The organism is Streptomyces sp. NBC_00385 (genome assembly GCF_035917155.1).
Lineage (GTDB): Bacteria > Actinomycetota > Actinomycetes > Streptomycetales > Streptomycetaceae > Streptomyces > Streptomyces poriferorum.
In genome coordinates, this window is sequence record NZ_CP107951.1 from 2,602,067 (window position 1) to 2,621,694 (window position 19,628).

Annotated in this window: 20 protein-coding genes; 7 read left to right on the top strand and 13 right to left on the bottom strand. The window is 72.2% G+C overall.

Annotated features, from left to right (window positions below):
* Positions 1 to 110 precede the first annotated feature (110 nt).
* Complete coding sequence (locus OG959_RS11200) at positions 111 to 461, top strand: hypothetical protein (protein WP_326658011.1); 351 nt, start codon at positions 111 to 113, stop codon at positions 459 to 461.
* 110 nt (positions 462 to 571) lie between these two features.
* Here OG959_RS11200 and OG959_RS11205 read toward each other — a convergent pair whose 3' ends face one another.
* Positions 572 to 2,029: an MFS transporter gene (locus OG959_RS11205; RefSeq protein WP_326658012.1), complete on the bottom strand. Its 1,458-nt coding sequence runs from the start codon at positions 2,027 to 2,029 to the stop codon at positions 572 to 574.
* A 101-nt stretch (positions 2,030 to 2,130) separates the two neighbouring features.
* Between OG959_RS11205 and OG959_RS11210 the strand changes: the two genes are divergently transcribed.
* Positions 2,131 to 2,751 carry a TetR/AcrR family transcriptional regulator gene (locus tag OG959_RS11210; protein ID WP_326658013.1) on the top strand — a complete coding sequence of 207 codons (621 nt, stop codon included), beginning with the start codon at positions 2,131 to 2,133 and terminating at the stop codon, positions 2,749 to 2,751.
* Between the two features lie 50 nt (positions 2,752 to 2,801).
* On the opposite strand, the gene OG959_RS11215 is transcribed toward OG959_RS11210, so the two are convergent.
* The 6 genes from OG959_RS11215 to OG959_RS11240 all read right to left on the bottom strand — a co-directional run bounded on the left by OG959_RS11215 (position 2,802) and on the right by OG959_RS11240 (position 8,351).
* Complete coding sequence (locus OG959_RS11215) at positions 2,802 to 3,416, bottom strand: nucleotidyltransferase domain-containing protein (protein ID WP_326658014.1); 615 nt, start codon at positions 3,414 to 3,416, stop codon at positions 2,802 to 2,804.
* A gap of 31 nt (positions 3,417 to 3,447) precedes the next feature.
* Entirely contained in the window at positions 3,448 to 4,380 is a 933-nt protein-coding gene (locus OG959_RS11220) for an SDR family oxidoreductase (RefSeq protein ID WP_326658015.1), read from the bottom strand.
* Positions 4,377 to 4,733, bottom strand: coding sequence for a DUF952 domain-containing protein (locus tag OG959_RS11225; protein WP_326658016.1), 357 nt, complete (start codon positions 4,731 to 4,733; stop codon positions 4,377 to 4,379). Before OG959_RS11225 ends, OG959_RS11220 begins: the two co-directional genes overlap by 4 nt.
* A gap of 10 nt (positions 4,734 to 4,743) precedes the next feature.
* Complete coding sequence (locus tag OG959_RS11230; RefSeq protein ID WP_326658017.1) at positions 4,744 to 6,108, bottom strand: choice-of-anchor A family protein; 1,365 nt, start codon at positions 6,106 to 6,108, stop codon at positions 4,744 to 4,746.
* 142 nt (positions 6,109 to 6,250) lie between these two features.
* Entirely contained in the window at positions 6,251 to 7,264 is a 1,014-nt protein-coding gene (locus OG959_RS11235) for an NAD-dependent epimerase/dehydratase family protein (protein WP_326658018.1), read from the bottom strand.
* A 136-nt stretch (positions 7,265 to 7,400) separates the two neighbouring features.
* Positions 7,401 to 8,351, bottom strand: coding sequence for a LysR family transcriptional regulator (locus OG959_RS11240; protein ID WP_326658019.1), 951 nt, complete (start codon positions 8,349 to 8,351; stop codon positions 7,401 to 7,403).
* A gap of 258 nt (positions 8,352 to 8,609) precedes the next feature.
* On the opposite strand from OG959_RS11240, the gene snpA reads away from it, so the two are divergent.
* Positions 8,610 to 9,290, top strand: a complete 681-nt coding sequence (snpA, locus tag OG959_RS11245) for a snapalysin (protein WP_326658020.1) — start codon at positions 8,610 to 8,612, stop codon at positions 9,288 to 9,290.
* Positions 9,291 to 9,428: 138 nt separating this feature from the next.
* Here the strand turns inward: snpA and OG959_RS11250 are convergent, their stop codons facing one another.
* The 5 genes from OG959_RS11250 to OG959_RS11270 all read right to left on the bottom strand — a co-directional run bounded on the left by OG959_RS11250 (position 9,429) and on the right by OG959_RS11270 (position 14,368).
* Positions 9,429 to 9,788, bottom strand: coding sequence for a GntR family transcriptional regulator (locus OG959_RS11250; protein WP_326658021.1), 360 nt, complete (start codon positions 9,786 to 9,788; stop codon positions 9,429 to 9,431).
* A 2-nt stretch (positions 9,789 to 9,790) separates the two neighbouring features.
* A complete protein-coding gene (locus OG959_RS11255) occupies positions 9,791 to 10,810 on the bottom strand; it encodes a DUF1648 domain-containing protein (RefSeq protein WP_326658022.1) in 1,020 nt (339 codons plus the stop codon).
* Positions 10,811 to 10,985: 175 nt separating this feature from the next.
* Positions 10,986 to 11,654 carry a DUF6304 family protein gene (locus OG959_RS11260; RefSeq protein WP_326658023.1) on the bottom strand — a complete coding sequence of 223 codons (669 nt, stop codon included), beginning with the start codon at positions 11,652 to 11,654 and terminating at the stop codon, positions 10,986 to 10,988.
* 118 nt (positions 11,655 to 11,772) lie between these two features.
* Positions 11,773 to 12,819, bottom strand: coding sequence for a family 2 encapsulin nanocompartment cargo protein polyprenyl transferase (locus OG959_RS11265; RefSeq protein WP_326658024.1), 1,047 nt, complete (start codon positions 12,817 to 12,819; stop codon positions 11,773 to 11,775).
* Positions 12,820 to 12,961: 142 nt separating this feature from the next.
* Positions 12,962 to 14,368, bottom strand: a complete 1,407-nt coding sequence (locus tag OG959_RS11270) for a family 2B encapsulin nanocompartment shell protein (RefSeq protein ID WP_326658025.1) — start codon at positions 14,366 to 14,368, stop codon at positions 12,962 to 12,964.
* A gap of 179 nt (positions 14,369 to 14,547) precedes the next feature.
* Here OG959_RS11270 and OG959_RS11275 point away from each other — a divergent pair, with 179 nt between their 5' ends.
* From OG959_RS11275 to OG959_RS11290, 4 genes are all read left to right on the top strand, one after another.
* Positions 14,548 to 14,997, top strand: a complete 450-nt coding sequence (locus OG959_RS11275) for an RrF2 family transcriptional regulator (protein WP_326658026.1) — start codon at positions 14,548 to 14,550, stop codon at positions 14,995 to 14,997.
* A gap of 93 nt (positions 14,998 to 15,090) precedes the next feature.
* Positions 15,091 to 16,287 (top strand): globin domain-containing protein, encoded by a 1,197-nt coding sequence (locus tag OG959_RS11280; protein WP_326658027.1) that lies wholly within the window; start codon positions 15,091 to 15,093, stop codon positions 16,285 to 16,287.
* 149 nt (positions 16,288 to 16,436) lie between these two features.
* Positions 16,437 to 17,027 (top strand): N-acetylmuramoyl-L-alanine amidase, encoded by a 591-nt coding sequence (locus OG959_RS11285; protein WP_326658028.1) that lies wholly within the window; start codon positions 16,437 to 16,439, stop codon positions 17,025 to 17,027.
* 44 nt (positions 17,028 to 17,071) lie between these two features.
* Positions 17,072 to 18,043, top strand: a complete 972-nt coding sequence (locus OG959_RS11290) for a 1-aminocyclopropane-1-carboxylate deaminase/D-cysteine desulfhydrase (RefSeq protein ID WP_326658029.1) — start codon at positions 17,072 to 17,074, stop codon at positions 18,041 to 18,043.
* Here OG959_RS11290 and OG959_RS11295 read toward each other — a convergent pair.
* Complete coding sequence (locus tag OG959_RS11295) at positions 18,019 to 19,620, bottom strand: Na+/H+ antiporter (RefSeq protein ID WP_326658030.1); 1,602 nt, start codon at positions 19,618 to 19,620, stop codon at positions 18,019 to 18,021. The genes OG959_RS11290 and OG959_RS11295 overlap by 25 nt on opposite strands.
* Between the last annotated feature and the right edge of the window lie 8 nt (positions 19,621 to 19,628).

Here is a 19,628-nt window from a genome sequence, read left to right on the forward strand (position 1 = left end):
TGGCCAACCCGCCGAGACGCAGCGCAGGAAGCTGATGCGTTCCTGCGTGGAGGGCCGCCGCTTTTGATGGGTGTGGTGTTTCCGGACCCGGCACAGTAGAACTGAGCCCCATGTCCAACCAGCAGCCAGGCCCTCACCCGGCGCAGGTGCCCGGTACGCACAGCAGGTACGCGCCACCGCAGGCCCGGCCGGTCAGCGCCGCCTACCGGCGCGGGGCCGGTCTTCTCGTCTCGCTCGCCGTCATCATCGCCGCCCTCATGGCGGTGGCGTTCGTGATGAGCTTCGTCCTCCTGGCCGAGGCGGACGCGGACTCGGCGAAGGGTGCCCACGGTTACGGCGCCATCTTCCTCTGGTTCGGGATCGCCGCCGCGACACCGGTCCTGGCCGCGGTCGCCGTACCCGGTGTGGTCATGATGCGGCGGGTGCGGCAGCAGCGGCAGACGGGGAGCACGCCTTCGTAAGGCCTCGGCTCACGGCGTACGGGCGACCACCGACCGGAGACGCGGGGCCCCCGTGGCCCCGCGTCTCCGGTCGGTGGTCGTCTGCGTACGGTGCGCGCTCCGCACCGTTGCTAGCGCGCCTCGCGCCGCGGCGCGAGGAACGCCCCCGCCAGCAGGGCTCCCGCCAGAACGAGGCCGGAGTTGACCAGGATCGCGAGCGAGACCCCGGACAGGACGGACTGCGGGTCGCCGTCGCCGAGGCCGGACATCCGGGCCGTGGCGATGGCGCTCATGATCGGGATGCCCATGGTGATGCCGACCTGCTGGGTCATCGTGGCGAGGCCGGTGGCCAGGCCCTGTTCGTCGTCGGGGAGGCCGGAGGTCGCGGTGACCATGAAGCCGACGATCATCAGCATGTTGCCGATCCCGCCGATGAACGTGGCGGCCAGCAGGAGCCAGATCCAGGCACCGGAGGTGCCGAGCGCCACCAGGGAGAGCGTGGCGACGGCCTGGACGACACCGCCGGTCACGATGGTCGCCCGGTTGCCGAAGCGGCCGACGGCCCGGCCGCCGAGCGTGCCGCCGATCACCGTACCGATGCCCAGGACACCGAAGGCGAGGCCCGTCGCCAGCGGCGAGTAGCCGAGGACTTCCTGGAGGTAGAGCGTCAGCAGGAAGACCAGTGAGGTCTCGGTGACGAAGGCGATCAGACCGGTGGCGTTGCCCCAGATGACGCTGCGGCGCTTGAGGATGCGTACGGGGACGAGCGGTGCGGCGGCCCTCTTCTCGACGAACCAGAAGGCGATGAGCAGCGCGGCACCGGCGAGCAGGGCGGTCAGGGTGGTGGGCTCGGTCCAGCCGGTCGCACCGGCCTGGGTCAGGCCGTAGACCAGGAGCAGCAGTCCACCGGTGACGGTCGCGGCGCCGGGGATGTCGAGCCGGGGCCGGCCGGCCGGGCGTGAGTCGGTGATGACGGACGGGGCGAGGGCGACGACGAGGGCGGCGACGGGGACGTTGACGAAGAAGGCCCAGCGCCAGGAGAGCAGGTCGGTGAGGAGTCCGCCGAGGATCGCGCCCGCGGTGAACCCCGCGGACATCAGGGCGCCGTTGAGGCCGAGGGCGCGTTCGCGCAGCGGGCCCTCCTTGAACGCGGTGGTGAGCAGGGCGAGTCCGGCCGGGGTGACGGCCGCCGTGGCGAGGCCCTGGAGGACCCGGGCCGTGAGGAGGACCTCGGGGGAGGTCGCCAGTCCGCCGAGCGCCGAGGAGAGGCCGAGGACGACCATGCCGCCCACGAAGAGGCGCTTGCGGCCGACGAGGTCGGCGATGCGGCCGAACAGGAGGGTGAATCCGGCGGCGGCCAGGGCGAAGGAGGTGGCGATCCACTGAAGGTTCGGAAGCGAGAAGCCGAGTCCTTCGCCGACGACGGGCAGTGCGACGTTCAGGATCGAGAAGTCCACGGCGATCATGAACTGGGCGCCGAGGAGGAGGGCGAGGACGAGCTTCTGCCGCCCGGTCATGCGGGGAGTGGCCGGCGGGGCCACGGCGGGAGCGGTCGCGCCGCGTTGCTGGATCTGGCTGGGTGCGGACATGGTCGTCCTTCCTCGGACGGGAGTTTTAACGGGTCTGGAGTTCCGTTAAGATGGGATGACCGTAGCAGAGGAACGGCCATTAATGGAACTGGAGACCCGTTATGACATCCGAGAGTGCGGAGAACGTGGAACCCGGCACGGTCCGGCCCGGAGGGCGCACCGCCCGGGTCCGTGAATCAGTCCTGCGCGCGGCAGGTGACGCGCTGGCGGAACACGGCTTCGACCGGCTCGACCTCGCCGATGTCGCGCGCCGCGCGGAGGTGGGCAAGACGACCGTCTACCGGCGCTGGTCCACCACGACCGGCCTGATCGCCGACCTGCTCGACGACATGGCCGAACAGTCCTCGCCACGGACCCGGACCGGCTCATTGGCCGAGGACCTCAGGGCCAATGCCCGGCTCGTGCTGTCGACGCTCACCGATCCCCGCCAGGGCGCCCTGTTCCGGTCCGTGATCGCCGCGGCGACCTGCGACGCGCGCACGGCGCAGGCCCTGCACCGGTTCTACGCGGTCCGCATCGAGGAGTGGGCCGGGTGCGTCACCGAGGCCGTCGAGCGCGGCGAGCTTCCCGCCGGTACCGACCCGGACGAGGTGATCCGCGCCGTGTCGGCCCCCCTCTACTACCGCCTCCTGGCCAGCGGCGACCCGCTCGACGAGGCGGCCGCCGACCGCGCAGCCGAGGCCGCGGTCGTGGCGGCGAAGGCGGGGACGTACGTGAGCTGAGTGCGGTACGCACGAGAGGTGAGTGGCGTGCGTACGCGAGGTGAGTGCGGTCAGTTCGCCCGCAGGCGGGCCGCCCAGGGATGGCCGGCGCCCTCGGCCAGGGTGATCGTCTCCGTCAGCCAGGCGCGCCCGTCCGCACCGAGAACGGGCAGTGCGGCCTCGAAGTCCTGCTCGTCCTTGGGCCGCCGGGACCTGGCCTTGTAGAGGAGCTGGACCTCCGGCGCGAGGTAGGGCACGCCGTCGTCGGAGATCCTGCCGAGCCGCTCCAGCGGGAGGCGGATCCGTGGGTCGCGGCGGAACACCCAGTCACCGTCCTCCGCGTCGTCGAGCATGAACTGCACCCGCCACGGTTCGCCCGTGCCCGGCCGGCACCAGATGTCGTGGACCCGCGGCGGGAGGATCTCGCCGGGGAGCCAGGGGCGCAGGGTGCCGGGCGGGTCGGCGGCCCACCACTGCCCGTCCGGCAGGATCCGCTGGACGGCGAGCTGGTCGCGGCGCAGCAGCAGGACGTCGATGTCACCGTGGTCCCGGAAGGCGCGGCCCACGGCCAGTTCGACCGCGTACCCGCCCGCGATCCACCACGGCGTGCGCAGCGGGGCGAGCAGGTGTACGGCGCCGGCGAGGGACATCGGCTCCCAGGGGCCCCAGGGTGTTTCCGTGCGCATCGGGTTCCCGTCGGATCGTCGGCCCGGCCGCTCAGTTGCCGGTGAGGAGGTGGCGGTAGCTGTCCGGGTGCTCGCGGAGGTACGTGGCCAGACTCATGGGCGGCCGGCCCGTGAGGGTGGCCACGGCGTCGGAGACGGTGGCCATCTCCCCGGCCGCGATGGCTTCGTACGAGGTCACCCAGCCGGCCACCTCCCAGTCCGGTGCCCCGTAGCCGGACCGTGAGGCGTAGGCCTCCTCCCGGGTCTCCGGCACGTAGGTGACGGTCCGTCCGGTGACCCGGCCCAGCTCCTCGGCGGCCTCGGCGAGGGTGAACGCCTCGGGCCCGGTGAGGTCGTACGTCACCCCGTCGTGCGTCGGGCCTGTGGGATCGGTGCCGGACAGGAGGACGGCGGTCGCCGCGTCGGCGATGTCCTCGTGGGCCACCGCGGCGACCCTGCCGTCGCCGGCGGGTCCGCGCAGGACGCCGTCGGTGCCCGTCATCGCCGGGAGGCCTGCCAGATACCAGCTGTCGCGCAGGAAGGTGTGCCGGACGCCGGAGACCCGGATATGGGCCTCGGTGTCCCAGTGGTCCCGGGCGAAGGTGAACGTCGCGTCCGGTGCGGCGCCGAGGAAGGAGACGTACACGATCCGTTCGACGCCTGCCGCGACCGCCGCGTCCACGGCCGTGGTGTGCTCGTGCACGCGGTCCGGGCTCTCGTGCGCCGAGACGAGGAACAGGGTGTGGGCTCCGGCCAGGGCGCGGCGCATGGCCTCGCCGTCCCCGTACGGGGCGGGCGGAGCGGTGTCGGCGCCGGGCAGTTCGGGCAGCCGGGACGGGTCGCGGCCGAGGAGCCGTACGGGGACGCCCGCCCGGGTCAGCCGCTTCGCGACCCGGCCGCCGAGCGCGCCGCTCGCTCCGGTGACGGCGGTGAGGGGGCCGTTCGTGACGCCTTCGGATTCCTGCGTGGGGTCTGTGGGGCTCATGAGGGGTTGCCTTTCTTGTACGGCCAGGGGCGCACCTCCACGACCGCCTCGACCGGAACCGGTCCGTAGATGTGCGGGAACTCCTCGCCACCGGGTTCGAGCGACTCGTACCGCACGAGCACGGGGAGCCGTCCGGTGTCGATGACGAGCACCACCAGGTCCTGGTCACCGGCTCCGGCCCGGCTCCCGGCGCCGTACAGCAACTCGGCCACACCGGCGAGCTGATGGGGCAGCGAGCAGTGGATGAAGCCCTCTTCGCGCAGGGTGCGGCCGCGGGTGGACATCTCGTACGTCCCGGTCCCGCGGGCCGCCTCCCACAACGGGCGGTCGGTCAGGTGCAACAGTTCGGCCATGGGTGCAAAACTAGCCGCGCCGGCGCGTCCTGCGGGCGATGAGCGTGGCCGCCGAACCGGCGACGAGCAGGGCGGCCGCGATTCCGCCGATCACCCATTCACCGCCGCGCGCGCCCGTGTCCGGGAGCTGTCCGCCGTCATGGGGCGGCCCGGGCCGCCCGCTGTCCGTCGGAGTGGGCCGCGGGGCCGGCGTCGACTCCGAGGGGGACGGGCCGGGGCTGTCGGAGGGGGTGGGCGTCGGCGTGGGCGAGTCCGTCGGCGTGGGCGAATCCGTCGGGGTCGGTGACGGCGAGTCCGTCGGCGTGGGCGTGGGCGACGGCTCCTCTCCGCAGTCCGGCAGATCACCGTCGAACGGGTAGGCGTGCAGCTCCTGGCCGCCCGACTCCCCCTCCGACGTGTGGGTCAGCGAACCGGCGCTGTAGAAACGGCCGTTGGTGCCACTGATCGCGACCGTCGCCACGCTGGACGGCTGGCCGATCAGCACGCTTCCCTGGAACTGCCCGGTGCCCTTCAGCCCGATCGTGGTGGCGTCCGGGAAGTTCCACATCAGGTGCTCGCGGAGTCCGGACTGCGGCAGTGAGCCCATGTAGGTGCTGATGTTGCGGGTGGTGCCGTAGACGTTGACCAGCACGGTCGCGCCGTCCGGGATGTCACGGAAGAAGATGCCCTCCTGACCGCCCGCCTCCGTCGTCAGATCGGCGTCCACCGCGAAGACCTGGAGGGCGGAGGTACCGTCGCCGGTGAAGTAGGTCTCGGAGCCGTCCCGCTCCACCGTTCCGTTGGCCGGGCGCCGGTGGTCCTCGTTGTCGTCGTACGCGTAGCAGTGGCTGGCCGCCGTCAGGTGGTCGCGCAGCCCGGTGTACGGACCGGTGGCGTCGGCGTCGTGGACAGGGGCGGGGATCACCGTCCCGCTGAGGTCCTGGGCATAGCGCACCACACCGTGGTTGGAGCCTTCCTCGGCCAGGAGGCGCTGCTCGTCCGCGACGCTCAGATCGCCGCCCACCGTCAGGTAGTCGGAGCCGTCGGGCGGCGGCACCCGCGATCCCACGCCCGCGACGCCGACGTTGTAGACCTGCGAGGCGCCCTGCCGCTTGTTCATGTCGAACTGCCCAAGGGTGACGATCTTGCCCTCGGCCTCCGCTGCGGCTTCCCTGACCAGGTAGTCGCCCCCGACGAAGATGTTGATGTTGCTGTCGTGGTGGATGACCGGATCATTGCTCGGATCCGGCCAGACGGGAGGGCAGTCGTCCCCCAGGCACGGGCCGAGCCCACCGGGCAGCGGATCAGCGGCGGCGGTGGGTGCGAACGCCCCCACCATGACCGCCGCCGCTGCCACCGCCACCGCCACGCGGTGGTTTTTACCGCTTCTGCGCATTTTGGTTCCCATATAGCGCAATATGCAGCTTATGGGGCACTGAGATGGCTTGCCACGCCGGGCAGTCGCCTTCGTCCGCCGACTCCCCTCGGGCGGCTGCCGCCGTCGCGGTGCCGGCAGCCGCCGGGCGAAACTGCCGCCGTCAGCCCGCCAGCAGCTTCGCCTCGGTCGCCGGGTCGACGCCCTTCAGCGGACGGTCGGCGCGCTGCGGCGCCGTACCGCCGATTGCGCACAGCCAGGCCCAGGTGTCGGCGACCGTCTCCTCGACCGGCCGGCAGTGCAGACCCGTCGCGTACGCCTTGCTGACATCGCCCTGGTGGAGGGTGTCGTACAGCTCCCCCGGCGGCAGCCAGACCGGCAGGTCCGTCCAGGGCTCGACGCCCGCCGCGAGGATCCGCTCGGTGTCGGTCCAGCGCAGCTCGGCGTCCGAACCCGTGGTCCGCACACAGGCGTTCAGCAGCCCGCCCATCGTGGTGTGACCGGGGCGGCTGACCAGGTTGTACGGGCCGTGCAGGCCCTTCCCGGAAGCGTCCAGCAGCCATTCCGCGAGGTCGCGGGCGTCGATGTACTGCAGGTCCAGGTCCGGTGTGCCGGGCGCGAGCACGGGGCCGCCGCGGGCGATCCGCGTCAGCCACCACGGCAGCCGGCCGACGTTCTCCCAGGGGCCGATGATCAGCCCGGCGCGGGCCAGCAGCGCCCGGTCCCCGAAGGCGTCCACCGCGGCCATCTCACCGCCGAGCTTGGCCTGCGCGTACGGGACGTCGCCGTCGGCGTCCGGCGAGGCGCCCTCCACCAGCGGACCGTCCTCGGGCAGGCCCGCCGGTGCCGGGTAGTCGTACACGGACCGGCTGGAGACGTACGCGTAGTGCGCGGCGCGGCCGGACAGCAGCCGGGCCGCGTCCCGTACGGCCGAGGGCGCACCGCTCCAGGTGTCGACGACCAGGTCCCAGATGTACGTCCCGTCGCCCGGCTCGGCGACTCCGGCCAGCGCCGCGAGGCCGTCCTCCTCGGTGCGGTCGCCGAGGAGTTCGGCGACGCCGGGCGGCGGTGCGTGGCGTCCGCGATGGAACACCGTGATCTCCCAGCCGCGCGCGAGCGCGGCCTCGGTGACGGCCCTGCCGACGAATTCCGTACCACCCAGGATCAGAAGCCTCATGCCCCGACTCTGCCCGCCCGCGCCCCGGTCCGGAACGATCCTCGCTCTCGGCGGAATCGCTGTCGGCTGAATCGCCGTCGGGAGAATCGCCGCCGGGTGAATCGCGCGGCGCCTCGCGGCCCGTCGCGGCCCGCGTTCAGGAGAGGGCGAGCGGGCTGCGGTGGCGCAGCAGCCACTGGTGATAGCCGGCCGCCCGCCGGGCCGCCTCCCGGTAGGCGGCCTCCAGTTCCCCGTACACCACCGTCGTGTCGGCGCCCGGCCGGGAGACCAGCAGCAGCCGGACGGCGAGCGGGTCGTCGCGCAGCGGGCGGATCGCCATGTCGTCGCGCGGGCCCGAGGTGGGCTGGCACGGCGCCACCGCCTCGCCGAGGACGACGAGCGACGCGGCGGTGAGGTAGTCGCCGTGGAGCACGGTGGGCGCGACGCCGGCGGCGCCGAACACCCGGCGCAGGCCGTCCCATTCGCCGTCCACCGTGGGGTCGACCATCCACCGGTCGGCGGCCAGGTCGGCCAGGTCCACTACGGGCAGGGCGGCCGCCGGGTGGTCGCGGGCCATGGAGATGAACTGCGGTTCGCGGTCCAGCAGAACCCGCTGTTCCAGCCCCTCGGGAACGGACAGCGGGCAGCCCTCCACCTCGTGCACGAAGGCGACGTCGAGCCGGCCCGCCCCGACCGCGCGCAGCAGTGCGCGGGCCGACACGTCGACCCGCAGCGAGATGTCCGTACCGGGCAGCCGGATCCGCAGTCTGCGCAGCCAGCCGCCGATGACCCGGCTGGCGGTGCAGCCGATGCGCAGCCTCGGCCCGCCGGCACGGGCGGCGTCCGCCTCCGCCTTCGCCTCGGTGACCAGCGCGCTCATGCCGTCGACGAGGGGCCGGGCACGGCCGATGACGGCGCGGCCGAGCAGGGTGGGGCGGCAGCCGGTGCGTTCGCGGCTGAACAGTTCGGCGCCCAGCGTGTTCTCGATCCGGCGCAGCTGGGTGGTGAGCGAGGGCTGGCTGACGCCCAGTCTGCGGGCCGCCCGGTGCAGGCTGCCGGTGTCGGCGATGGCGCACAGCGCCCTGAGGTGCCTCACCTCAAGCTCCATACTGCCGAGGGTAGGGCGGCGGAGTCGTACCGCACCAGACGCCGGAACGCCATCAAATCGCTTCAATTCACCGGCTGTTGGTCCGATCGGCTTCGGGTGTGCGTGCGCGGGTCCCCGTCGGGCGATAGGGCGGCGCTATCACCGGTTGGCATCATCCGCGCGGAGCCGTGTTCCCCGACACTCACTGCGTACCGCCTCCGTCCGTGTCCGCTGAACGGACGGGGTCCCCCCTCGCAGGTAACGGCAGGAGAACCCCCCATGAGACACCCCAGGACCATCATGTCGGCCGTGGCAGGCCTCGGCTTCGGCCTCGCCGCAGCACTGGGCACCGCCCCGGCGATCGCGTCCGCCGCCCCGGCGCCCGTCGCTCCCCCCGCATCCGCCTCCGCCGTCCACGCGGCGTACACCCCGCACTCCGGATCGCACGAGAGCGCCGCCGCCAACAAGGCGTTCTTCGAGGCGGTGGCGAAGTCGGTGGCCGAGAAGCGGGCCGCCCACCCGGGCGCCCAGGCCGTCACCATCGTCTACAGCGCCGCGAACGCGCCGAGCTTCCGTTCGGAGATATCCAACAGCGCGCAGATCTGGAACAGCTCCGTCTCCAACGTCCGGCTGCAGGAGGGCTCGAACGCCGACTTCTCGTACTACGAGGGCAACGACCCGAGCGGCTCGTACGCGAGCACGGACGGGCACGGAAACGGGTACATCTTCCTCGACTACGCACAGAACCAGCAGTACGACTCCACTCGTGTGACGACGCACGAGACGGGCCATGTCCTCGGCCTGCCGGACCGCTACTCGGGCCCGTGCAGCGAGCTGATGTCGGGCGGGGGGCCCGGCCCGTCGTGCACCAACCCGTATCCGGACTCCAATGAGCGCGGCCAGGTGAACTACCTCTGGCAGAACGGCTTCGCGGCCGCGCTCGCCCGCAGCGGTTCCTGACCTCACGGCGCCTCACGGAAGCGCGCTGCTTCACGGAACCGCACTGCTACGCGAAACCGCGCCGCTTCGCGGACGCGAACCGAGGGCCACCTCGCAGGACGGGGTGGCCCCCGGCCGGTGGCGGATGCGCCGCGGCTGTCATCCGACCGACAGTTCGCTACGGACCAGGGCCAGCAGTTCGTCCTCCGTCATGCCGAGCTCACGCGCCGCGCCGACCATCTCGCGCACCCGCTCCAGGAGCCTGGCCCGGTGCGGGGAGGCGCCGTCCGCGACGACCGCGCCCCGGCCGCGCCGCAGTTCGATCAGACCTTCCTCGCGCAGCCGCTGGTAGCCGCGCAGGGCCGTGTGCACATTCACTCCGAGCGATTCGGCGAGCGCCCGGGCGGCGGGCAGGCGTTCGCCGGGGGCCACGGCCCCGTCGGCGACGGCGCGGCGCACACAGGCCGCGATCTGGTCGCCGAGCGGCACGGTGGAGGTGGGGTCGACCCTGAAGAGCATGGTCAGTGTTCCGTTCGGCGCTGGTCGATCAGGGTGTTGAGGAGCGCGGCAGCCGTCGCCGAGTCGTCGACCGTGACCGCGAAGTCCCGGCCGTCGGACAACCGTGCCACGATCCCCTCACCGGAACGAATCATGATGCCGGTGCGCCCCGGCCGGATCCGGTAGCCCCAGCCCCCGTACTCGGTGAGCGGCTTGATGTCCCGGCTGGCCGCCGTCTCGATCCGGTCGAGCGGCACCTGGACGCGCGGCCAGGGCAGCATCCCGGAGACGGTGATCCCACGCCGGTCCACGGCCACGTTCGGGCGGGCGAAGGTCAGCAGGAGCAGGCCGACCAGCACGACCGGAACCGCGGCGCTCCAACCCACCGTGAACAGCAGCGCCACTCCTCCGGCGCAGGTCAGTGCCACCGCGGGCAGCAGCCATCGGTTCCCGGCGCTGCGCGCCCAGCCCGCTACCTCCCCGGCGGCCAGCGCGATGCGTTCCCCGCCCGCCGTCGCCCTGTCCGCCCGCCCGTCCGCCTGCCCGTCCGCCTGTCCGTCCGCCGACGGTTCCTCCGGTACGGGAACGACTGCGGCGAGCAGCAGCCCCAGCCCGAAGGCGAGCGCGGCCACCCCGAGCGCGGCGGCCAGGTGCCACATCGGGAACGAGACGTCCTGGGCGCGGCCCCGCGCGTCTTCGGCCGCGTCCACGTTGACGAGCAGGACCACCGCCATCAGGTACCCCAGGAAGCCGGCGAGTGCGTAGCCGAAGGCGACCACGCGCCGGTACGCCCGGCCGTGGAACCCTCCCCGGGCGGTCATCAGGGCCGACAGCGCACCGGTGCCGACGAGCAGCACCGTGGTGACGACGACGTACGAGGTCCGGCCCGCGTAGTCGTCCGCCCGGCCGTTGCCCACGAAGTGGCTGGCCAGCTGGGCGGGCAGGCGGTCACGGCGCGTGGCGAAAAGGATCAGGTCGGCGGCGAGGGCCAGCAGGAACGGCAGAGCGGCGAGAGCCGCGCGGCCGGCGTTCTTCCGGTTCATCAAAACCTCCATTGTTCGCATGCTAGTAGAACAATAAAGGTGCGGCAACCGTCCGACAGGGGCGCGGGACCCGGCCGGAACGACGAACCGGCCCGACGGCGTCGGGCCGTCAGGCCGGTTGAGGGAGTGTCATGTCGTGTCTCATGCGGGCCGCGGGTGCCGCCCGCCGCTGCGGTCAGGCCGTTTCGAGCGGGAAGGCGCCGCGGTGACCGGTGCCCGCGCCCGTCTCCGGGCGGGGCTCGAACTCACGGCAGCTCCAGACCTCCTGGACGAATCCGCTGCGCCGGTCCCACAGGTCCAGCACGTCGTCCTCGCCGGCCGCGCCGCGATAGGCCTCCTTGGCGCCCCGGAAGCAGGCGAGGCCGCCGGAGAGCCCTCGGCCGGGTGCCGGGAAGTAGTCCGAGAAGGCGCACGCGATGCACGTCCGGAGCCGGATCCCGGGCGGCAGGGAGCGCTGGATGGTGGCGAGCGCGGCACCGAAGTCGCTCTCGGCCCGGTGGGACCGGAAGGCCGCGCCGCCGTAGCGCAGCTCCAGGTAGAGATACGGGTCGGGCCTGCGCAGCGACAACAGGCAGCTCAGCGTGGCCTGATGGACCTCACCGTCCGCGGTGACGGGGTACGGCAGGTCCCATTCCAGGACGCAGTCGTTGAGCACCCCGTCGGCCAGGGCGAACATCCCGCTCTCCGGCGGCATGCCCGCCACCGGGCAGAGCGCGTCGAAGCTCTCGCCCTCGAAATCGACGCCCCTGATACGAAGCCGGAGTTGCTGCCCGTCGGTGGTGAGGATGACGGCATCGGAGCCCTGTCGGTCCCGGTACCACCCTGCCCACGACTCATCTGTCATGGGCAGGGACTGTAGCCCGTGGCTCGGACACTCCCCGTGCCGCCCTCCACTTCACCGCCCGACCCCTGTGACCTCGGCCGATCTTCGGTCGGCCGCCGTTGCGTGCGTCCGCCTCCGTTCAGTGCGTCCGGCGGGTGACGAACTCCGCCAGGGCCAGGAGATCTCCCGCCGCCGACAGATCGGGCACGGCCCTGGACAGGTGGTGCACCGCGCGTGCCATGCGGTCCGCGGCACAGACCTGGGCCCAGTCGCGGCCGCCCGCCCGGTCGACGGCGTCCGACGCACGGCTGATCTCACCGGCCGTGTTCATCGGGCCCCGGTAGAGCGCGGCGAGCTCCGCCGCCGCCTGGGTGCCCGAGGTCAGCGCGGCGACCACGGGCAGCGACTTCTTGTGGGCGGCGAGGTCGGCGCCCACCGGCTTCCCGGTCTGGGCCGGGTCGCCCCAGATGCCGATCAGGTCGTCGATGAGCTGGAAGGCGAGCCCGGCCTCCCGGCCGAAGCCGTCCATCGCTCCGACGGCACGCTCCTCCACGCCCGCGTAGAGCGCGCCCAGTGCGCAGGCGCAGCCGAGCAACGCTCCCGTCTTCGCCGTCGCCATCGTGAGGCACTCGTCCAACGTGACCTCGTCCGGCCCGCGTTCCTCGAAGGCGCAGTCCGCCTGCTGGCCCGCGCACAGCTCGATGACACAGGTGGAGAGCCGGGCCGAGGCACGGGGCGAAACCGCACGCGCGTCCTCGGCCAGGAGCCGCTGGGCGAGGGCCAGCATGGCGTCCCCCGCGATGACGGCGTCGGGGATACCGAAGACGGTCCAGGCCGTGGCCCGGTGGCGGCGGGTGCGGTCCTCGTCGATGACGTCGTCGTGCAGCAGGGTGAAGTTGTGGGCCAGTTCCACGGCGACGGCGGCCCGCACGGCATCTCTGGGATCGCCGCCGAGCGCACGGGTGGCGGCCAGGACGAGTGCGGGTCTGATCGCCTTGCCGGCGCCTCCCGCGGCGGGGCTGCCGTCGGCGTTCTCCCAGCCGAAGTGGTACATCGCCACACGCCGGATCGATCCCGGCAGTGAGGCGACCGCGGCCCGCAGATGCGGGTCGACGAGGGTCCGGGTGTACTCCAGGAGCGCCGCGGCCTCATTGCCCTCGGTGGCGGCGGCGTCGGTACGGGTCATGGTCAATCGGTCACCCCGGTCGTTGCCGTCCCCGGCCCCCGATGACTTTCGTCCCGGGGGCCGGGGACGTGGGTGGTTGCTGTGGGTGCGCCGGCTGCGGCCGACGGGGTCCCGGACCCGGCAGGCCCGGGACCCCGTGGACTCACCGCCAGCGGCTGACCTCGACGTTCTCCAGGACACCGAGGGCGTCCGGGACCAGGACGGCCGCGGAGTAGTAGGCCGTCACGAGATAGGAGATGATCGCCTGCTCGTCGATCCCCATGAAGCGGACCGACAGGCTGGGCTCGATCTCGTCCGGGATGCCCGTCTGCTGGAGGCCGATGACACCCTGTTCGGCCTCGCCGGTCCTCATGCAGATGATCGACGTGGTGCGGGCGTCCGTGACCGGGATCTTGTTGGACGGGAAGATCGGAACCCCGCGCCAGGCCGGCACGTGGTGCCCGCCGACATCCACGCTCTCCGGCACCAGACCGCGCTTGTTGCACTCGCGGCCGAAGGCGGCGATGGCCCGCGGGTGCGCGAGGAAGAGCTTCGATCCGCGGCGGCGTGACAGCAGTTCGTCCATGTCGTCGGGTGTGGGCGCTCCGTCGTGCGGCTGGAGCCGCTGCCCGTAGTCGCAGTTGTTGAGCAGGCCGAACTCCCGGTTGTTGATCAGCTCGTGCTCCTGGCGCTCACGGAGCGCCTCGACCGTGAGCCGCAACTGCTGCTCGGTCTGGTTCATCGGCTGGTTGTAGAGGTCGGCGACCCTGCTGTGGACCTTCAGGACGGTCTGGGCCACGCTCAGTTCGTACTCGCGGGGTGCGGCGTCGTAGTCCACGAACGTGTGCGGGACGACGGCCTCGCCGCTGTGCCCCGCGGACAGGTCGATCTCCGCCTCGCCGTACTTGTTGGTGCGCTGGTGCGGAATGGCGAGCAGCCCGGCGAGGTGGGTGCGCAGCGAGTCGGCCCGCTCGGCGAGGTTGAGCACATCGGCCCGCCTCAGGGTCAGGACCGTGCACGCAGTGACGGCGCGGGCCGTGTACTCCCAGAGGGCGTCGCCCTCGATCAGGGAGTGGTCCCCGAAGTAGGCGCCGTCCGCGTGGACCCCGAGCACCGTCTCGTCCCCGTAGGGCCCGGTGCCGACCTTCTCGACCTTTCCGTGCGCCAGCAGGAAGACCCGGTCCGCCGCCTCGCCCGCCGTCGCCAGGAGCTGTCCGGCGGGAATGTCGCGCTGTTCGCACCGCCTGGCGAGTTCGGCGAGCACCTCCTCGTCCCCGAAGTCCCTCAGAGCCGGAAGTTCACCGAGCTCGGCGGGGATCACGGAGACCCGGTCCCCTGTCTGTACGAAGGTCACCCTGCCGTCCCCGACCGAATAGCTCAGCCGGCGGTTCACCCGGTACGTGCCGCCCTGCACCTGGACCCACGGAAGCATCTTCAGCAGCCACCGCGAGGTGATCTCCTGCATCTGCGGAGCGGACTTGGTGGTCGTCGCGAGGTTCCGCGCGGCTGCCGTACCAAGACTCTGCTGCGGCGGCACCTGCACGTTCTGAACCTCTTCACCAACGGACATCTGTCGTCCTCTCGATTCATCGGCTGACCTGCGAGAAGAACCTTTCAGCATGCGGACTCGCCACGCCATTACACAAAAGAGTGTGACTAATCGGGCTTTGGGCTGGGCACAACGCTGCGCGATGCCCGTCGGCCCGGTTAATTTGCATACGGAATGCCAATTCACTTACCGTGACCGCCATGCGGCTGACGAGATTCACCGACGTGGCACTGCGCGTGCTGATGCGTCTGGCCGTCGTGGAGAACGAGGACCCGCCGACCACCCGGGAGGTGGCGGCGACCATGCAGGTGCCGTACTCCCACGCCGCGAAGGTCGTGGCCCGCCTCCAGCACCTCGGCCTGGTCGAGGCGCGACGGGGCCGCGGGGGCGGACTCGCCCTCACCCCGGCCGGCCGCTCCACCTCCATCGGCGGGCTCGTCCGCGAGCTCGAAGGCCCGGGTGACGTCGTCGAGTGCGAGGGCGCCACCCCGTGCCCGCTGCGGTCGGACTGCCGGCTGCGCCACGCCCTGCGTGCGGCCTCGGAGGCCTTCTACGTCTCGCTCGACCCGCTCACCGTCTCCGAACTGGTCTCCTCGCCGACCGGTCCGCTGCTGATCGGCATCAGCAGCGGACCGCCCTCGGACGCCTGAACCACCCCCCGCCGGACCGGGCCCACAGCCCGGTTCCTACACTGACTTTAAATGCGCATCTGAGATGCCAATTATGAATCCGAGGAGTTACCGATGCTCTCCGAACCGTCGGCCGCCACCGTCCGTGCCACGCTTCCCGCCGTCGGCGCGGCCATCGGGGACATCGCCGATCTCTTCTACCGCAAGCTGTTCGACGCCCACCCCGAGCTGCTGCGCGATCTGTTCAACCGCGGCAACCAGGCCTCCGGCGCCCAGCGCCAGGCGCTCGCCGGCTCCATCGCCGCGTTCGCGACCCAACTGGTCGAGCACCCCGGAACCCGTCCCGACGTGATGCTCGACCGCATCGCGCACAAGCACGCCTCGCTCGGCGTCACGGCCGCCCAGTACGACGTCGTGCACACCCACCTGTTCGCGGCCATCACCGAAGTGCTCGGCGACGCGGTCACCCCCGAGGTCGCGGCCGCCTGGGACGAGGTCTACTGGCTGATGGCCAACGCCCTGATCGCCATCGAGGAGCGCCTGTACGCACAGCAGGGCGTCGTCGCCGGCGACGTCTGGCGCGCGTGGGAGGTCGTCTCGCGCACCGAGGAGACCGCGGACGTCGCCACGTTCCAGCTCCGCCCGGCAGACGGCGCCCCCGCCCCCGCCTTCCGCCCCGGCCAGTACGTGTCCGTGCAGGTCGAACTCCCCGACGGGGCACGCCAGATACGCCAGTACAGCCTCTCCCGCGCCCCCGGTTCGGCGCTCCGCTCGTTCACCGTCAAGCGGGTGCACGGCGGCGGCGCCCCCGACGGCGAGGTCTCGCAGCAGCTGCACTCCCACGTCCGCACCGGTGACCGGCTCCGCGTCTCGGCCCCGTACGGCGACCTCGTACTGAAGTCCGCAAACGCCCCGCTCCTGCTCGCATCGGCGGGCATCGGCTGCACCCCGATGCTGTCGATGCTGGAGCACCTCGCGGACTCCGGCCACCGCGCGCCGGTGACCGTGGTGCACGGCGACCGCTCCCCCGCCGACCACGCGCTGCGCTCCGACCACGCCCTGTTCACCGCCGAACTCCCCGACGCCGCGGCCCACTTCTGGTACGAGACCCCTGAGCAGGGCCACCCGGCGGACCGCACCGGCCTCGTCGACCTGACCGGCGTGACGATCCCGTCCGGCACCCACGCCTACCTCTGCGGCCCTCTGCCCTTCATGCGGGCCGTGCGCACCCAGTTGCTCGCCAAGGGCGTCCCGGCGGCCGACATCCACTACGAGGTGTTCGGCCCCGACCTGTGGCTCGCCCAGGGCTGAGCGGCGGCCGGTGCTCGCGGAATTGACCGGATCGGCTCGCACACCGTCCGAACAGGGCCCCGGAATCTCCCCGTGACTGGTCCGGGACCCCGTCCGTCGGGTACAAGCGCTGTACGGACACACTCCCCCCACGCACGAAGGAGTCGGTCATGTCCTCATCCATGTCCGCGAGCACCTTTCTCGACGCACTGAAGGACGAAGGGCTCACCGTCGTCCAGGTCGGCGACTGGCGCACCCACAACCGCAACCACAAGGGCCCCTGGGGGCCGGTCAACGGCGTGATGATCCATCACACGGTCACCAAGGGCACCGCCGCCACCGTCCGGATCTGCCGCGACGGCTATGCGGCACTGCCGGGGCCGCTGTGCCACGGCGTCATCGCCAAGGACGGCCGGGTCCACCTGGTCGGCTACGGACGGGCCAACCACGCCGGGCTCGGCGACGACGACGTCCTGCGCGCCGTCATCGCCGAGAAGGGCCTGCCGTCGGACAACGAAACCAACACCGACGGGAACCGGCACTTCTACGGCTTCGAGTGCGAGAACCTCGGCGACGGCAAGGACCCCTGGCCGGCCGTCCAGCTCGAAGCCATCGAAAAGGCGGCGGCCGCGGTCTGCCGCCACCACAACTGGACCTCCCGCTCGGTCATCGGCCACCGGGAGTGGCAGCCCGGCAAGGTCGACCCGCGCGGCTTCTCGATGACCTCCATGCGGGCACGGATCCACGACCGTCTTAAGTAGCCCGGGGGCCCGCCCCCGGACGGGGGCGCGGCCACAATGGGGCCATGCCCTCCACGTCCCCCGACGCGCCGGGTCCTGCCGGGTACTCCGGACAGGACCCCGGCCTCTCCCGGCTGCGGCCGGTGCTCCCGTCGCCCCTGCAGCCGGCCGGGGACGAGCGCTTCGCGCGTCACGGCGTGACGCTGCTCCTGAAGCGCGACGACCTGATCCATGCGGACCTGCCGGGCAACAAGTGGCGCAAACTCGCCCCGAACCTCCGCGCGGCGGCCGGCCGTCCCGTGCTGACCTTCGGCGGCGCCTACTCCAACCACCTGCGGGCCACGGCCGCCGCGGGCCGGCTGCTGGGCTTCCGCACCATCGGCGTGGTCCGGGGCGACGAGCTCGCACACCGCCCGCTCAACCCCTCGCTGGCCCGGTGCGCGGCCGACGGCATGCTGCTGCACTTCGTGGACCGCCGGACGTACCGCGCCAAGGCCGATCCGCGGGTTCTGGCAGGGCTGCTGAGCGCCTACGGAGAGTGCGAGGTCATCCCGGAGGGCGGCAGCAACGCCCTGGCCGCACAGGGCTGCACAGAGCTCGGCCGCGAGCTGCGCGGGGCGGCCGGCGTGGCGGCGGTGGCCTGCGGCACCGGGGGCACCCTCGCCGGGCTGGCCGCGGGACTGGCCCCCGGGCAGCGCGCCCTCGGCATCCCGGTCCTGCGGGGCGGCTTCCTGGGGGACACGGTCCGGGACCTCCAGCGGGAGGCGTTCGGCGGACCGGCCGGCACGTGGTCCCTGGACGAACGCTTCCACTTCGGCGGGTACGCCCGCACCACACCCGCCCTGCACGCGTTCGCCGACGACTTCGAGGACCGCCACGGGCTTCCGGTCGAGCGGCTCTATGTGGCCAAACTCCTGTACGCGCTCACCGTGCTGGCCGGTGAGGGCGCGTTCCCCGCCGGAAGCGCGGTCGCGGCCGTCATCACGGGGCGTCCTGACGCACCCCCGGAGGATCAGTCGTCCGACTCCTCCCGGTAGGCCGCGGCCTCCTCCAGGTCGAGGCGCCTGAGCAGCGTCCGCATCATCTCGTCGTCGATGCTGCGCTCGTCCCGCAGCCGTACGAAGACCTCGCGCTCGGCCTCGATCATCTCGCCGGCCAGCCGCCGGTAGGTGTCGTCCGCCGACTCGCCCGTCACCGGATTGGCCGCCCCGAGGCGCTCCCAGACGGCGTTGCGGCGGCGTTCCAGGACGGTGCGCAGCCGGTCGGTGAGCGGCTGGGGCAGGCTGTTGCGCCGGTCGGTGAGCAGCTCCTCCAGGCGCGCCTCGGCGGCCGTGGACGCCTCGCTCTGGGCCTGCGCCTCGGCGAGCGTCTCGGCCTGCCGGTCGCGGCCCGGGAGCTTCAGGACCTTCACCATGACCGGCAGCGTGAGCCCCTGGACGACCAGCGTGCCGATGACCGTGGTGAAGGTCAGGAACAACACCAGGTTGCGTGCCGGGAACGCGTCGCCGTCGCTCGTGACCAGGGGAATGGAGAAGGCGATGGCGAGCGAGACGACGCCGCGCATCCCGGCCCAGCCGACGATCAGCGGTGAGGTCCAGTTGGTCTCGGGTTCCCGTTCCCGGATGCGTTTCGACAGCAGGCGGGGCACATAGGTCGCCGGATAGACCCAGATGAACCGGACGACGACGACCGCCAGGAACACCGCCACCGCGTACCAGAGGGCCTCGGCGACGGCATACGTACCGAGCCCCTTCAGTACGAAGGGCAACTGGAGGCCGATCAGGGCGAAGACGGCGGACTCCAGGATGAACGCGACCATCTTCCAGACGGCGGCCTCCTGGAGCCTGGTGGCGAAGTCGACCTGCCAGGAGCGGTGGCCCAGGTAGAGCGCGACGACGACGACCGCGAGCACTCCGGAGGCGTGCACGCGTTCCGCGGCCGCGTACGCCACGAACGGGATCAGGAGCGACAGGGTGTTCTGGAGCAGGGGCTCCCTGAGGTGTGTGCGGAGCCAGTGCAGCGGGACCATGAGGACCAGTCCGACACCGACACCGCCGACCGAGGCCAGCAGGAACTCGCCGATCCCGCCGCCCCAGCTCATGCCCTCGCCGACGGCCGCGGCGAGCGCCACCTTGTAGGCGGTGATCGCGGTGGCGTCGTTCACCAGGGATTCGCCCTGAAGGATCGTCGTGATCCTGGCGGGCAGGCCGACCCGGCGGGCGATGGCCGCGGCGGTGACGGCGTCCGGCGGGGCGATGACGGCGCCCAGCACCAGCGCGGCCGTGAGCGGCAGGTCGGGCACCAGCCGGTACGCCAGCCAGCCCACCGCGACGGTGGCGAACAGCACGTAGCCGACGGAGAGCAGCGCGACGGGGCGGATGTTGGCCCGCAGGTCCAGGTACGAGCTGTCCACGGCCGCCGTGTACAGCAGCGGTGGCAGCAGGAGCGGCAGCACGATGTGTGCGTCCAGTGTGTACGTCGGCACCCCGGGCACGTACGAGCCGATCAGCCCGAGGGCCACCAGCAGCAGCGGGGCCGGCACCGGCGTCCGGCGGGCCAGACCGGCCGTCGCCGCACTGGCTGCGACCAGTGCCACCAGTGGCAATGCGTCCATCTCACGGT

Bases quoted from the DNA above. Each gene is read 5' to 3' on its own strand.
- OG959_RS11200 (WP_326658011.1), top strand. From the start codon at position 111: ATGTCCAACCAGCAGCCAGGCCCTCACCCGGCGCAGGTGCCCGGTACG.
- OG959_RS11205 (WP_326658012.1), bottom strand. From the start codon at position 2,029: ATGTCCGCACCCAGCCAGATCCAGCAACGCGGCGCGACCGCTCCCGCC.
- OG959_RS11210 (WP_326658013.1), top strand. From the start codon at position 2,131: ATGACATCCGAGAGTGCGGAGAACGTGGAACCCGGCACGGTCCGGCCC.
- OG959_RS11215 (WP_326658014.1), bottom strand. From the start codon at position 3,416: ATGCGCACGGAAACACCCTGGGGCCCCTGGGAGCCGATGTCCCTCGCC.
- OG959_RS11220 (WP_326658015.1), bottom strand. From the start codon at position 4,380: ATGAGCCCCACAGACCCCACGCAGGAATCCGAAGGCGTCACGAACGGC.
- OG959_RS11225 (WP_326658016.1), bottom strand. From the start codon at position 4,733: ATGGCCGAACTGTTGCACCTGACCGACCGCCCGTTGTGGGAGGCGGCC.
- OG959_RS11230 (WP_326658017.1), bottom strand. From the start codon at position 6,108: ATGCGCAGAAGCGGTAAAAACCACCGCGTGGCGGTGGCGGTGGCAGCG.
- OG959_RS11235 (WP_326658018.1), bottom strand. From the start codon at position 7,264: ATGAGGCTTCTGATCCTGGGTGGTACGGAATTCGTCGGCAGGGCCGTC.
- OG959_RS11240 (WP_326658019.1), bottom strand. From the start codon at position 8,351: ATGGAGCTTGAGGTGAGGCACCTCAGGGCGCTGTGCGCCATCGCCGAC.
- snpA (WP_326658020.1), top strand. From the start codon at position 8,610: ATGAGACACCCCAGGACCATCATGTCGGCCGTGGCAGGCCTCGGCTTC.
- OG959_RS11250 (WP_326658021.1), bottom strand. From the start codon at position 9,788: ATGCTCTTCAGGGTCGACCCCACCTCCACCGTGCCGCTCGGCGACCAG.
- OG959_RS11255 (WP_326658022.1), bottom strand. From the start codon at position 10,810: ATGAACCGGAAGAACGCCGGCCGCGCGGCTCTCGCCGCTCTGCCGTTC.
- OG959_RS11260 (WP_326658023.1), bottom strand. From the start codon at position 11,654: ATGACAGATGAGTCGTGGGCAGGGTGGTACCGGGACCGACAGGGCTCC.
- OG959_RS11265 (WP_326658024.1), bottom strand. From the start codon at position 12,819: ATGACCCGTACCGACGCCGCCGCCACCGAGGGCAATGAGGCCGCGGCG.
- OG959_RS11270 (WP_326658025.1), bottom strand. From the start codon at position 14,368: ATGTCCGTTGGTGAAGAGGTTCAGAACGTGCAGGTGCCGCCGCAGCAG.
- OG959_RS11275 (WP_326658026.1), top strand. From the start codon at position 14,548: ATGCGGCTGACGAGATTCACCGACGTGGCACTGCGCGTGCTGATGCGT.
- OG959_RS11280 (WP_326658027.1), top strand. From the start codon at position 15,091: ATGCTCTCCGAACCGTCGGCCGCCACCGTCCGTGCCACGCTTCCCGCC.
- OG959_RS11285 (WP_326658028.1), top strand. From the start codon at position 16,437: ATGTCCTCATCCATGTCCGCGAGCACCTTTCTCGACGCACTGAAGGAC.
- OG959_RS11290 (WP_326658029.1), top strand. From the start codon at position 17,072: ATGCCCTCCACGTCCCCCGACGCGCCGGGTCCTGCCGGGTACTCCGGA.
- OG959_RS11295 (WP_326658030.1), bottom strand. From the start codon at position 19,620: ATGGACGCATTGCCACTGGTGGCACTGGTCGCAGCCAGTGCGGCGACG.